The 12,961-nt window shown below is 72.8% G+C and carries 10 protein-coding genes; 4 read left to right on the top strand and 6 right to left on the bottom strand.

What is annotated here, in order from left to right; genetic code table 11:
- The first annotated feature begins 444 nt into the window (after window positions 1–444).
- The gene (locus QWU11_RS02390) at window positions 445–1,869 is read left to right on the top strand and encodes an amidase (RefSeq protein ID WP_290103290.1); all 1,425 of its coding nucleotides are present in this window, start codon (window positions 445–447) and stop codon (window positions 1,867–1,869) included.
- Here QWU11_RS02390 and QWU11_RS02385 read toward each other — a convergent pair.
- Window positions 1,853–3,256, bottom strand: a complete 1,404-nt coding sequence (locus tag QWU11_RS02385) for an FAD-binding oxidoreductase (protein ID WP_290103289.1) — start codon at window positions 3,254–3,256, stop codon at window positions 1,853–1,855. The two genes, QWU11_RS02390 and QWU11_RS02385, sit on opposite strands and share 17 nt — an antisense overlap.
- A gap of 317 nt (window positions 3,257–3,573) precedes the next feature.
- On the opposite strand from QWU11_RS02385, the gene QWU11_RS02380 reads away from it, so the two are divergent.
- Complete coding sequence (locus tag QWU11_RS02380) at window positions 3,574–5,331, top strand: S53 family peptidase (protein WP_290103288.1); 1,758 nt, start codon at window positions 3,574–3,576, stop codon at window positions 5,329–5,331.
- Between the two features lie 61 nt (window positions 5,332–5,392).
- On the opposite strand, the gene QWU11_RS02375 is transcribed toward QWU11_RS02380, so the two are convergent.
- The 3 genes from QWU11_RS02375 to QWU11_RS02365 all read right to left on the bottom strand — a co-directional run bounded on the left by QWU11_RS02375 (window position 5,393) and on the right by QWU11_RS02365 (window position 10,242).
- Window positions 5,393–5,941, bottom strand: a complete 549-nt coding sequence (locus QWU11_RS02375; RefSeq protein WP_290103287.1) for a PaaI family thioesterase — start codon at window positions 5,939–5,941, stop codon at window positions 5,393–5,395.
- A 208-nt stretch (window positions 5,942–6,149) separates the two neighbouring features.
- Window positions 6,150–9,779 (bottom strand): hypothetical protein, encoded by a 3,630-nt coding sequence (locus tag QWU11_RS02370; RefSeq protein WP_290103286.1) that lies wholly within the window; start codon window positions 9,777–9,779, stop codon window positions 6,150–6,152.
- A 100-nt stretch (window positions 9,780–9,879) separates the two neighbouring features.
- Complete coding sequence (locus tag QWU11_RS02365; RefSeq protein ID WP_290103285.1) at window positions 9,880–10,242, bottom strand: hypothetical protein; 363 nt, start codon at window positions 10,240–10,242, stop codon at window positions 9,880–9,882.
- Between the two features lie 282 nt (window positions 10,243–10,524).
- Here QWU11_RS02365 and QWU11_RS02360 point away from each other — a divergent pair, with 282 nt between their 5' ends.
- Window positions 10,525–11,103 carry a hypothetical protein gene (locus QWU11_RS02360; protein WP_290103284.1) on the top strand — a complete coding sequence of 193 codons (579 nt, stop codon included), beginning with the start codon at window positions 10,525–10,527 and terminating at the stop codon, window positions 11,101–11,103.
- A 73-nt stretch (window positions 11,104–11,176) separates the two neighbouring features.
- Window positions 11,177–11,740 carry a CGNR zinc finger domain-containing protein gene (locus tag QWU11_RS02355; RefSeq protein ID WP_290103283.1) on the top strand — a complete coding sequence of 188 codons (564 nt, stop codon included), beginning with the start codon at window positions 11,177–11,179 and terminating at the stop codon, window positions 11,738–11,740.
- Here QWU11_RS02355 and folP read toward each other — a convergent pair.
- Both folP and QWU11_RS02345 read right to left on the bottom strand, forming a co-directional pair.
- Window positions 11,704–12,555, bottom strand: coding sequence for a dihydropteroate synthase (gene folP / locus QWU11_RS02350; protein ID WP_290103282.1), 852 nt, complete (start codon window positions 12,553–12,555; stop codon window positions 11,704–11,706). The two genes, QWU11_RS02355 and folP, sit on opposite strands and share 37 nt — an antisense overlap.
- Window positions 12,552–12,923, bottom strand: coding sequence for a Rieske 2Fe-2S domain-containing protein (locus QWU11_RS02345; RefSeq protein ID WP_290103281.1), 372 nt, complete (start codon window positions 12,921–12,923; stop codon window positions 12,552–12,554). Before QWU11_RS02345 ends, folP begins: the two co-directional genes overlap by 4 nt.
- Window positions 12,924–12,961: the final 38 nt, after the last annotated feature.

Here is a 12,961-nt window from a genome sequence, read left to right as displayed (position 1 = left end):
ACCTGACGACGTCGCGGAGGGATCATGCTCGCGCGAGGGCCAGGGCATCAGAGTCGCCCCGTACGTGGCGGCCCGCTCCGGGACCGAGGTCGTCGGGGCGGTGATCGCCGCAGGCAACAGCGCAGTACTCGCCCTGCAGATCCACCACGAGCAGGAGGACGTCGCCGGCCCGGCGGGCCGGGTGGCGGCGGTACCGGCCGGCGTCCGGCTCACCGTCGCCCTCACGGCGCCGGCGGCGGGATCATCGCCCTCGCATAGGGGACGACGCGCTCCGCCCCCGCGGCGACCACCGAACCGTCCCCACCGGCCACTACGCCGCCGAGACCGACCCGGACGCCACGCCCCGCGATCCCCCCGGACCGACCCGGACGCCATCTGGACAAGGCGCCCGGTTCGTACCAAAGATGGGGGTGACAGCGAAGACGCGACCTCGGAGGACACCCGTTGGCGGATGAGATCTGCTACCTGAGCGCACGTGAGCTGGCCCGCCGGATCCGCGAGCGGGAGGTGTCGGCGCGCGAGGTCGCGGAGGCGCATCTGGCGCGGATCGAGGCGGTCAACCCGAAGATCAACGCGATCGTCACGCACACCGTCGAGCGCGCGCTTGAGGAGGCCGGCGCCGCGGACGCGCTGCTGGCCTCCGGGGCCGAGCCGCCGCCGCTGCTCGGCCTGCCGGTCGCGCACAAGGACACGCACGAGACCGCCGGCGTCCGTACGACCTCCGGTTCCCCCCTGCTGGCCGACCACGTGCCCGTACGGGACGAGCTGATCATCGAGCGGATGCGCGCCGCCGGCACGGTGATGCTCGGAAAGACCAACGTGCCCGAGTTCGCCGCCGGCTCGCACACCTTCAACCCGATCTTCGGGACCACCCGCAACCCGTACGACCTCTCGCGGTCGGCGGGCGGCAGCAGCGGCGGGGCGGCGGCCGCCCTCGCCGCCGGCCTGCAGCCGATCGCCGACGGCAGCGACATGGGCGGCTCCCTGCGCAACCCCGCCTCGTTCTGCAACGTCGTGGGCATGCGGCCCTCGCCGGGCCGGGTGCCGAGCTGGCCGGAGGAGACGGCCTGGGGCACGATGGGCGTCCAGGGGCCGATGGCGCGGGAGGTCTCCGACGTGGCCCTGCTCCTGTCGGTGCTCGCCGGGCCCGACCCGCGCTCGCCGATCGCGCTGGAGACGCCCGGGTCGGCGTTCGCGGTCCCGCTGGAGCGCGACCTGGCCGGCCTGCGCGTCGCGTGGGCGCCACGCCTGGACGGCTCGGTGCCGTTCGAGCCGGAGGTGGTCGCCGCGCTCGAGCCCGCGGTCAAGGTCTTCGCCGACCTCGGCTGCGTGGTCGAGGAGGCCTGCCCGGACCTGTCCGGCGCCGACGAGGTCTTCCGCGTCCTGCGGGCCTGGCAGTTCGAGACCGGGCTCGGCGCCGTCGTGGACCGCCACCGCGACAAGGTCAAGGCCACCGTCGTCGCCAACGTCGAGGACGGCCGCCGTCTCTCCGGCGCCGACGTGGGGCGGGCCGAGATGCTGCACACCCGCCTCTACCACCGCGTACGGGAGTTCTTCGGGCGCTATGACCTGCTCCTCGCGCCGGTCTGCCAGGTCCTGCCGTTCGACGCGGACCTGGAGTACCCCGCCGAGGTGGCCGGCGAGCCGATGACCTCCTACGTCGACTGGATGCGCTCGGCGTACCTCATCTCGGCGACCGGCTGCCCGGCGCTGTCGGTGCCGGGCGGTTTCAGCGGGGGCGGCCTGCCCGTCGGGCTGCACGTCATCGGGCCGCACCGCGCCGACCTGGCCGTGCTCCAGGCGGGGTACGCGTTCGAGCAGGCCACGGGGTACGCCACGCGGCGTCCCGCGTTCAGCGACCCGAGATGAGGCCTGCGAGCCGGGCGTAGCCGGAGGTGCGGATCCGGCCGGAGCTCTCGCGCCGGTCGGCCGTACGGTACAGCGCGTAGATGAGCTGGACGCCGATCCACCGCAGCGGCTCGGGCTCCCACGGGCGCACCTGCCGCCCGACCCACGGCAGGCGGGTCAGCTCGGTGTCCTCGCGGAGGACCAGGTCGCGGAGGGTGCGGCCGGCCAGGTTGGTCGTCGCGACGCCCGTGCCCACGTAGCCGCCGGCCCAGCCGAGGCCGGTCTCGTGGTCGACGTGGGCGGTCGAGCACCAGTCGCGCGGCACGCCGAGCACCCCGCACCACGCGTGGTCGACCGAGGCCCCGGCGGTGGCCGGGAACAGCGTGCCGAGCATCCGGTGGAGCGCGGCGACGGTCTTGGGCTGCGTGGCGCCGCGCCGGTCCCAGCCCGAGCCGAACCGGTACGGCACGCCGCGCCCGCCGATCGCGATCCGGTCGTCGGCGGTGCGCTGGGCGTAGATGTAGGTATGGGCGTGGTCGCCGAGCAGCTCCCGGCCCGCCCACCCGACGCTCTCCCAGACCTCCTCGCCGAGCGGCTCGGTGACGATCATGGAGCTGTTCATCGGCAGCCACTGGCGCCGCTGACCCGCCAGGCCCGCGGTGAAGCCCTCGGTCGCCCGGATGACGTACTCCGCCCGTACGTTCCCGCGCGCGGTCACCGCCTCGGCCGGCCGGCCGCCGGCCCGCGGGCGGATCGCGGTGACCGTCGTCGCCTCGAAGACGTCGACGCCGAGCGCCGCGACGGCACCGGCCAGGCCCTGGACGAGGCGCGCGGGCTGCACACGGGCGCAGTGCGGGCTGTACGTGGCCTCGATCGCGCCGGTGACCCGCAGCCGCTCCTCCCGCTCCCCGGGGTCGAGCAGGCGCAGGTCGGCCTCGGCGAACCCCCACTCGCGGGCCTCGGCCAGCTCCTCGTGCAGGCGGCTCCTCTGGGCCACGCTGGTCGCGACGTTGAGGACGCCGGACTTGACGATGTCGGCCTCGATCCCCTCGTCCGCGGCGACCCGGACGACCTCGTCGACGGCGGCGAACATCGCGTGCTGCTGTGCCACGACCGCCTCCCGGCCGTGGGCGCGGGCGTATCGCGCCGCCGAGCCGGCCAGCTCCCCGGTCAGCCAGCCGCCGTTGCGCCCGGACGCGCCGAACCCGGCGAACTCCTTCTCCAGCACCGCGACGCGCAGCTCCGGCCGGGCCCGCTTGAGGTAGTAGGCGGTCCACAGCCCGGTGAACCCGCCGCCGACCACGCACACGTCGTACTCCCGCGCGCCCGGGAGGGGGTCGCGTACGGCCGGCAGACCGGACTGGCGGTACCAGAAGGACACCTCGCCGTTGACGAACGCGGAGCTCACGGCACCCCCAAAACCTATATAAGTCAGAACCGAAATTACGGTACATGCGGCCCGAAAACACGCACAAGACAGCGGGCACCGAACCGCCTCGGCGTGCGTCTCACGACATAGCTGTGCATGACAGCTTTAGTCCGTTTCTACGTTCTTCGAAGTGTTGCTTGCACGTTTGGCGTTCTGTCAAGGTATCGGGGCGTACGTACCAGGTGTAGCGGGGTGCAGGGCCGCTCTCCAGGCGACGCGCACCGTCGGGGAGTGCCCGCCCGAGCAGACGGCCGGGCGTGCGCGACGGAACCACAGACAGGGAACAGGGGAGATCCGTGCGTAATCGCCGGACCGCTTTTCTCCGCGTCCTGCTCGCACTCACGGTGCTGAGCGGCTGCGGGGGTTCGGGACATTCGAGCAAACCGTCATCATCACCGTCCGGCGCGTCGTCGCTGAAGTTCGCACCGCTGAACCTCGGGCTGCCCAAGGAGGCGCTGAGCGCGCCGATCACCGGCAAGGTCCCGGCGGACCGGACGCTGCACGTCGGGGTGACGCTCAAGATCAGCGACGACACGTGGAAGCAGCTCGGGCACGGCAAGAGCCCGAGCCAGGGCGCACAGGGCCTGGCGCAGAAGCTCGGCGTCAGCGACGAGGAGCTGAAGAAGCTCAATGAGTACTTCGCCACCGCGCACATCCAGGCCAAGCCCAGCAAGACCCGTACGAGCCTGACCTTCGACGTCAAGGCGGGCGTGGCCGGGCAGCTCCTGAAGACCTCGTTCGTGACGCACACGCTCAGGGGGCGGTCCTACTTCACGCCCGACCCGGCCCACATGCCGGTGGTCCCGGCCCAGGTCTCGGGCTACATCCTGTCCGTCACGGGCCTGGACAGCTACAGCCAGGCGCCGACCTCCCACCACGCGCCCATGACGCCGCTCGCCTCCACCGCGGCCATGCGCGCCGGCGCCTGCCCGCAGTTCGCGCCGCACGTGGCGACGAACCAGAAGATCGCCCAGTCGTACGGCTACGACAAGCTCTGGCAGCAGGGCTGGCACGGCGAGAACATGACGGTCAACCTCGTCGAGATGGACGGGTACGACCCCCGCGACATCGCGGCGTACAACGCCTGCACCGGGTCCCACATCGCGCTGAGCAACGTGAACCTCGGCGCCACCGCTCCCCCGCCGGGCGGCGAGGCGACGCTCGACATCGAGATGCTGGCCGGTCTCGCACCGGGCGTCCGCGTCGTCGACTACCAGGAGGACCCGGCGCTGCTGAGCACCGGCTCCGGGTCGGACTCGTGGACGGCGTTCAACAACGCGCTGCAGCGCGTCATCGACGACAACGTCAACGCCCCGCGGCCGGGCAGCGCGGTCAGCATCAGCCTCGGCGGCTCCGAGGGCTACATGTCGCAGGCCACGATGCAGGCGGTCGACCAGAACCTGCGCATCCTGACGCAGGCCGAGCGGATGACGGTCTTCGTGGCCACCGGCGACTGCGGCGCGTACGGGGACCGCGTGTACGGGCCGCTGGACGTGTCGTTCCCCTCGACCTCGCAGTGGGCGGTCGCGGTCGGCGGCACGCGGATGCAGTTCGGCGCGGCCGGCACGCGCGCGCAGGAGCAGGTCTGGTCGGACCGTTCGAGCCTGTCCAAATGTGAGAACCAGTGGGGCAGCGGCGGCGGCGTCAGCAAGGTCTTCCCCAAGCCGTTGTACCAGGCGGGAACCGGCGTCGCGAACCAGTACACGACGGGATACCGGCAGGTGCCCGACGTGTCGGCGGCGGCGATCGAACTTCCGGTCTTCTACCGGGGCCAGTGGCACGGCTTCGGCGGCACGAGCGCGGCTACCCCGATCTGGGCGGCCGGAATGTCGCTGATCAACCAGGGCCTGCTGACTCGCGCACGCGTCTTCTGGTACGGTCCGGACACGTTCTACCACGTCTTCGGACAGGGCGGCGCCAACACCCCGTACTACGACGTGGTCACCGGTAACAACCTGTACTACCCGGCGACCGCCGGTTATGACCTGTCGACCGGACTGGGCACCCCGAACGCTGCGAACCTCTTCAACATCCTGCTGAACTCCCCGGCGTGATCGCCGGTGTCAGCTCCCGGTGCGCGGCCGTCTCCGTACGGCCACGCACCGGTCCCCGTCCTCACAGGTCGGGGTCGGTGTCCTTGGCGCTCGCCACGGGACGCAACGGTTTGCGCAGCGGCACGATCATCATGCTGAAGTCCGCCGAGGCGATCAGACGATCCTCGCCGTCGGTCACCCGGCACTCCACCACGATGAGCTGGCGTCCCGCCTTGAGAAGGTCGGCGCGGGCGTAGACGGCGTCGCTGTGCGGCCGCCCGAGGTAGCGCACGTGCAGGTCGGCGGTGACCAGGCTCTGCCGGCCCGGCTCGAAACCACTCCCCCGCGCCGCCGCCGTGCCGGCCGCCACGTCGATGAGCGTGGCGATCGCCCCTCCGTGCAGGTTGCCGGTGCTGTTGAAGGCCTCCGGGCGTACGGGCATGGACAGGACGGCGTGGTCCTCGCCGATCTCGACGATCTCCAGGCCGAGCAGGTCGTGCAGCGGCGTGTCGCGCCGGAGCGCGGAGCGCACGAACTCTCGGTCGGACTCCGGCAGGTCGACGATACGGACCGTGCCGGAGGGAATGTCGGACTGCCGGGCCTGCGGCTGATCGGCCGTCTGGTCGGCCATGGACGGGACTCCTTCGACTCGCGCTGCGCATGGGCGTTGGTGCCCTGATCACCGGGCACGAGCCCAGGATCTCAGTAACGAGCCGAACTGTCCCGGACGCACGCGGCGCTTTTGGCCACCGCTCCGGTCCCGAGGACGTCCTCCGGCCTTTCCGCCGCGCCGCCGTGGCCTGCTCCTCGCGCGGCGATACGGCCCGCTCCCCGGGGTGTCACAGCCCTGACCCGCCCGCCGGGCCGGTGTCCGTCGCCTCCCAGCCGAGAAGGGTGTCGGTTAGAGCCGGGAGAGCCTCAGGCGCGAGCCGGACCAGGTCGTCGAGCAGGCCGCTCAAGTCGCCCACGGCCAGCGCGTGCGCCATGAGCCGCCGGGCCTGGGCGGGATCGAGGAACCGCGTCAGCTTCGCCATCGCGTCGGCGCGCCAATCCGAACGGGGAATGCGCTCGGCCAGGTCCAGCGCGAAGTCGACGTCGCTCATCGCGGTCACCGCCTCCACCAGACGCTTCAGCGCAAAAGACCGCTCGTACGGGTCGGCCAGCGAGCGAAACGACTCTCCGGCCCGGTGGGCGCACACCGCCGCCAGGCCTGACTCGCCTGATCTCGCCGCCGCCCTCACCAGAGCGGCCAGTGCTTCCGCCCGCGAGTATGGACTGGTGATGCCGCGCGCCAAGATCTCGGCCGCGTCGAATCGGCGGCTCCAGGCCAGTGCCTCCGCCGTGAAGCGCGCCATCTCGTCTCGGGACCGGCCGTCCGAGCGGGTGTGGCCGAGGTCGCGCACAGAAGCCGCGAGTACGGCGGCGCGGTGCCGGGCGCCGCCGACGGCCGCCCGCTGGGCGAGCGAGGTCAGCAGCCGGGCCCGGTCCTCCGGTGGAGCCTCGAAGACCTCGAAGAGCCGCCAGGCGCGGTCGAAAGCGCCGCGGCCGATCGCGGCGTGCGCCATGGTCATGCCCGCCTCGCCGCGTTCCTTCCGGTCGTCGATAGCGAGGACGAACGCTTCGGCCCGATCGAACTCCCCTCGCTCGGACCGTGTCCGCACCAGCTCCTTGCCGGCCCACCCCCGCAGCCACGGCGCGGCGATCGTCCGCGTGAGAGCCTCGGCCTGGTCCGTCTGTCCCGTCGCCGCCAGCGCCTCCACCCACTCCACCTGCACCTCCGCCCGCCAGTAAGGCGAGGTCACGGCACCGGCCATCACGCCCACGGCGCCGGTCAGGCGCGCCGCGCCGGCCCCGTCGCCTCCGGCGGCGGTCACTCTTGCCAGCGCCGCCAGCGCCTTCGCCCGGGGAGTCGGCCGCGCGCTGTCGCGGCAGAGACGTTCGGCCGCCGCCGCGAGCTCCGCCGCCCGATCGTGATCGCTGCGGCCGAGTGACACCCTCGCCATCAGGACGAGCGCCTCCGGACGTTCGTACGGATCCGTGACCGCGCGAGCCAGTGCCTCGGCGCGCGTGTCGTCGCCCGCCAGTGCCGCCGCTCCCGCCGCGGCCACGAGAATCACGGAGTCGTCCTCGGTATGGTCCGCTTCTCCGGCTCCGCTGCCGGACGTCTTCTCGGATCCGATGTCGCGGGGCACCACCGACGTGCCGGCCACGGCTTCCAGCGCCTGGGACAGCGCGGCCGCGCGTTCCCGGTCACCGCACACGGTCAACGCCTCCACCGCCGCCCGCGCCATGGATCTCTGCGATACCGAGTCCTCCCAGCACGGGTGATCAGGGACGGCGGCCGCCTCCGCGATGAGGTCCGCCAGCCGCGCCGCGCGCGGCGCGTCGCCTGCGGCGGCCACCGCCTCGGTGAGCGGTTCGATGACCTTCAGAGCCCACATGGGCGGTCGCGCCCACCGGCTCAGCTCCGCGGCGGCCTCCAGAAGTGATGCGCCGTGTCGGCCCGTGCCGTCGGTGGCCACGGCGGCCAGCTTCGCCTCCATCTCGGCCCGCCGCCGAGCAGAGCGCACCGTACGGGCCAGCACCCCCAGGTGCCCCAGCGCGACGGCCACACGCTCCGGATCCTGCGAGCCGGCCGCCCACCCCACGTCCCACTCCCACCACGACTCGATGCCGCCACGGGCGAGGTCCTCGATCGCGTCGGCCAGTTGACCGGCCCGTCCGCGATCCCCGCTCGCGGCCGCGGCCCGTGCCCTCGCGCCCAGGACCAGCGTTCTCTCATGGTCATCGGCGGCGTCCGCCAGGACGGCATCCATGGCGCGGTCCAGGGCGGCGGCGCGGTCACGATCGCCGGCGGCGCCCGCCGCCTCCGCCACGGCCGCCATCCGGCGCGCCCGCCAGCACGCCATGCCGCTGCCGCCGCCGAGGCCTTCGATGGCGTCGGCCAGCTCGGCCGCCCACACCTGGTCGCCTCCAGAGCCCACCACCACGGCGACCTCCGCCAGCGCCGCGCCCACCATGTCCGGGTCGTCCATTCCGCGGGCCAGTGCCTCGGCGCGGTCCGGCTGCCCGACCGCCGCCCACACGGCGGGCAGGCGCACCGGATAGGTGTTGCGGTCCACGAGCCGGCGCCGGTGGGCGGCCAGCAGTGCCACCCCCACCAGATCAGGGTCATCGCAGGCCAGGGCCATCGTTCCCGCTGCGTCGATCTCGGCGAGCGCGGCGGCGTCCCCGCCGGTCAGCTCACGTATCCGGTCGTGGCGGACCGAGTCGGTGGCGCAGGCGAGGGCACGGGGCAGGTCCTCGGTGACGCGCAGCAGCCGGGCGTAACCGCGCAGCAGGTACTCCGGGGTGGCAGGCGGCCAGCCCCGGTCGCAGTACGTCGCGGCCCACGCGTGCAGCCGTCCGCGATAACCGCTCAGCCTGTCGCGGCCGAGCATGGTGAGCGCCGTCGTCTGGAGTTCCTCGTGGCCGAGGACGTACACCTCGGAGGCATCGATCCCATGCGCGGCCGCCGACCGGCCGCCGACCGCACGGGCGGTGAACGTCCGGCCGGTGACCGCCCGAAGGTGCTGGGCCACCTCCCACACGCCGCAACCGGTCAGTTCGGTCAGATCGTCTCTGCTCAGGCCGCCCCCGGCGGCGGCCACCAGGCCCAACAGGTCCCGTTCCTCCGGCGTGCCACGCAGCAGCCGCGCCAGCTCCCGCTCACAGTCGGCCCGGACCGCCGCCGCGAACGGAGACCCTTCCAGGGGCCGGACGATGCCCGGATCGTGCAGGGGGTGGCCTTCCGGTACGTCGCCCGGCACCGGTGGGTCGGATCTGCCGGCCACGATCACCCGCAGCCCGGTGTGCGGCCGGGCGGGCAGGAGCGCGGCGATGCTGTACGCATCCGGCCCGGTGGTCACCCCGCGGTCCTCATCCAGACCGTCGACCAGCAACACCAGACGCTCACCGCGCTGCGAGCACCGGTCGGCCGCCTCCTCCAGCACGGCGAGCAGGTGGCCTTCGCGGGTGGCCTCGGTGAGGTAGGCGGGCATCGGCTGCCCCAGCAGTGCGGCGAGCTGTTCGCCGACGACCTCCGTGAACGCCGTCCGGTCGCTCTGCCCCGCGAAGCGGGCGGTGACGAAGAACGGCACGACCTCCACCGACTTCGGAGGGTGCAGCGCGAACCAGGACATCAACGCGGTCTTCCCCGACCACGCCGGCGCCCGCCACCACGCATAAGGGCCCTGGTCCGGCGCGGTGCAGAACGCGGCCAGCTCGGCCAGCTCCGCCCGCCGGCCTCTCAGCTCGGAGGGCGCGATACGCAGAACCTGCTGCCGGTACCCGCTGCGGGCGGCGGACGGCGCCTGCACGGCCACGTCACCGTGCACCACGCCGCTGACCGCGACCCCACCCGTCGTAGCGCGCGCCGCCCCACTGCCGGCGACGGCCGTCGACCGCTGCCACCACCCGAACGCCTTCACCCGGGCTCCGTTCGTCTCACGTGCGTACGTCCCCCTCCCGGCGCGGGACCGGCGACATGACACCGAGACTCACTTGCCGGACGCACGCGCCTGGGCCCACTCAGGTCAGGCGAACGCCGCTGGTGGCATCCCCGCCACCGGTGGCGTCGGCCGGGCCGGTGTTCTCCACCTCGACCGTCCCCGCGTCCTGTCCCGTACCGCCGGCGGCCGGACCCGCGTAGCCGGAGACGGCGGTGCCTCCGGCTCCGGCCCGTGCCTCGCCGGTGCCCGTCACCCGCAGCCCGCGTGGACGGGTCACGGGCAGACCGGCCCATACGGCGACACCGAGCGCCGCCACCGCCATGAGCGCCGACACCAGCGTGGCCGCCTGGTTCGCCTCATCCCTGCGGAGCAGGAAGAAGGCCACGCCCAGGCCCGCCACCGCGAGAGAGGTCACCGTCAGCACGGTCCGCCGCGTGTTCATCCCTCCATCATGGCGCACGCGGCGCAGGCCCGTTATCGACCGGTATGTACACTATTTCGGCTCGGTGTCCGTTCACGCGGCTCACCGAGACCACTCGATCGTCGTCCCGCCGTCCGAAATGACGGCGGTTCAGGTAGCGAGCCAGACCATGTAATGGATTTGCAACCTGCACTTCGGCGAAACAACCAGAATCCACCCGGATTCCGTTGCAGAGTGCGTCCATCTGATGCGTCAGCGCGACGTGATCAGACAGAGGGATACACGGGGCGAAGGGGATCCGCCATGAGGCATGCGCGCGACGAGGTGTCCGCCACGATCGAGGCCGCGACACGCGTCCTTTCGATCGGCGGGCGTTCGGAACCGCCTGAACTAGAGAATCCGGACGTCATCTGGGGTGACGTGGCGAGTGAGGGCGTATGGGCGCCGACACGTGACGGGCAGCGGATCCACATCGGCGTCGCGGGGGCGGCCGAGGATCGCGCGCCGGCGGTGCTCCGGCCCAGCCTGCGCGTCTTCGTGAACATCGACACGGACACGGACGTGATGGCGCAGACGACGGCCGCGGGGGTCCGTTTCGTCACCGTGCTGAACGGCCCGGACGCTCCTGAGGAGTTCCGCTTCCCGCTGCGGCTCGGCGATGGCCTGTCGCTGGACGTCACGCCGTCCGGCGGGTACGACGTGGTGCACGACCGGTACGGGGCCACCGTCGGCCGGTTCTACGCGCCGTGGGGCTGCGACTCGCTCTACCGCTCGATCCCGGCGGAATATCGCCTGGAGGGCACGACGATCGTGATGACCGTGCGGCACCGGGACGCCGACGCGCTCTACCCTGTTCTGGCGGACCCCCACTACGTCCGCTGACCGGAGTCCGGTAAGGATCGCCGTAGCGGTACGGTGATGACATCGGCAGGGTTCGCCTCGGACGGGAGTCCCAGTGCTTTTCAGCCATGACACCGAGCACGCGCTCCACATGGTGGTCGACCTGGTCAACACCGGACCGGCGGCGGCCGACGAGGAGCACCTGCCCGACCTCGTGGCGCTGCAGGCCTTCGTCGAGCGCAACCGCGTGAGCGACGTCTGCGACCTCGACGCCCGCGATCTCGATGCCACGCTCCGCCTCCGCGAGCGGCTCCACGGCGTCTTCCAGGCGCCGTCGGACACCGAGCTCACGGTCCGCCGGATCAACGCGATCATCGCCGAGGCACGGACGACGCCGCACCTGACCGACCACGAGGAGTGGGACTGGCACGTCCACTTCTTCGCCCCCGGCTCACGGCTGGCCGAGCACCTCGCCGCCGAGTGCGGCATCGCGCTCGCCTACGTCGTCGCCGCCGGCGAGCTCCACCGGCTGAGCGTCTGCGAGGCCCCGGACTGCGAGCGGGTCCTCATCGACCTGTCCCGCAACCGCTGCCGCCGCTACTGCGACAGCCGTACGTGCGGCAACCGCATGCACGTGGCCGCCTACCGCGCGCGGCAGCGGGAGTCCGCGCCGGGCTGAGCCGCCAGCGCGTCCAGGGCCCGCCGGGCGGCGGCGACGTCGTGCACACGGAACACCCGCGCGCCCAGCCACGCCGACACCCCCAGCACGGCCATCGTGCCGACGCCGCGCTTGTCGACCGGCTCGCCGAGCGTCTCGCCGATGAAGTCCTTGTTGGAGACCGCGACGAGCACCGGCCAGCCGGTGGCGGTCAGCTCGCCGAGCCGGCGCGTCGCCTCCAGTGAGTGCCAGGTGTTCTTGCCGAAGTCGTGGGCCGGGTCGATGAGGATCGCGTCCCGGCGTACGCCCAGGGAGACGGCGCGCTCGGCCTCGGCGGTGACGTGGCGGACGACGTCGGCCACCACGTCGTCGTAGGCGATCCGGTGCGGGCGGGTGCGCGGGTCCAGGCCGCCCGCGTGCGCGCACACGAGCCCGATGCCGTACGCCGCTGCGACCTCGGCCAGCCGCGGGTCCACGCCGCCCCAGGTGTCGTTGAGCAGGTCGGCGCCGGCCTCCGCGACCGCCTCGCCCACCTCGGCGCGCCAGGTGTCGACGCTGATCACGACGTCGGGGTGGCGTTTGCGCACGGCCGCGACGACGTCGACGACGCGCCGCAGCTCCTCGCGTACGCCGACCTCCTCGCCGGGGCCGGCCTTGACGCCGCCGATGTCGACGATGTCCGCGCCCTCGGCGACCGCCGTTCCGACCGCGGCGAGGGCCGCGTCGAAGCCGTACGTGGCGCCGCGGTCGAAGAAGGAGTCGGGGGTGCGATTGATCACCGCCATGACGGCGAAGCCGTCCAGGGACCGGCCGCCCAGCCGCAGAGGCGGGGTCATCGGCGGCGCTGCGCGGGGCGGTTGCGCCGGCGCGGGCGCCGCGAGATGTAGATCATTCCGTCGCGCACCACGACATCGTACGCGGGGACGCCGCGGCGGGGCGGTCCGCTGCGCACCGCGCCACCGCCGAGCGCGAACCTGCCTCCGTGGAGCGGGCACTCCAGGCAGTCTCCGACGATCTTCCCCTTGCTGAGGAGGGCGCCCGAGTGCGGGCAGCGCAGGCCGAGCGCGTACAGGTCATCGCCCGTACGGCAGAGGACGGCGGGCAGGCCCTCGATCGCGCGGATCTCCCCGTCCGCGATCTCGCCCTCCGCGCAGACGCGGACCAGGCCCGCGCCCTCCCGGCGGCGCCGTCCAAGGCGCAGCATGATGCTGTGATCTTCTCCTACTTCGGTGGCGCGTTCCA

The organism is Actinomadura sp. DC4 (assembly GCF_030406325.1).
In the GTDB taxonomy this organism is placed as follows: domain Bacteria; phylum Actinomycetota; class Actinomycetes; order Streptosporangiales; family Streptosporangiaceae; genus Actinoallomurus.
This window is presented reverse-complemented; position numbering and strand designations above follow the sequence as displayed.

Coding starts and splice junctions, on each gene's coding strand:
- QWU11_RS02365 (WP_290103285.1), bottom strand. CDS start 10,242: ATGAACACGCGGCGGACCGTGCTGACGGTGACCTCTCTCGCGGTGGCG.
- QWU11_RS02375 (WP_290103287.1), bottom strand. CDS start 5,941: ATGGCCGACCAGACGGCCGATCAGCCGCAGGCCCGGCAGTCCGACATT.
- QWU11_RS02360 (WP_290103284.1), top strand. CDS start 10,525: ATGAGGCATGCGCGCGACGAGGTGTCCGCCACGATCGAGGCCGCGACA.
- QWU11_RS02345 (WP_290103281.1), bottom strand. CDS start 12,923: ATGCTGCGCCTTGGACGGCGCCGCCGGGAGGGCGCGGGCCTGGTCCGC.
- folP (WP_290103282.1), bottom strand. CDS start 12,555: ATGACCCCGCCTCTGCGGCTGGGCGGCCGGTCCCTGGACGGCTTCGCC.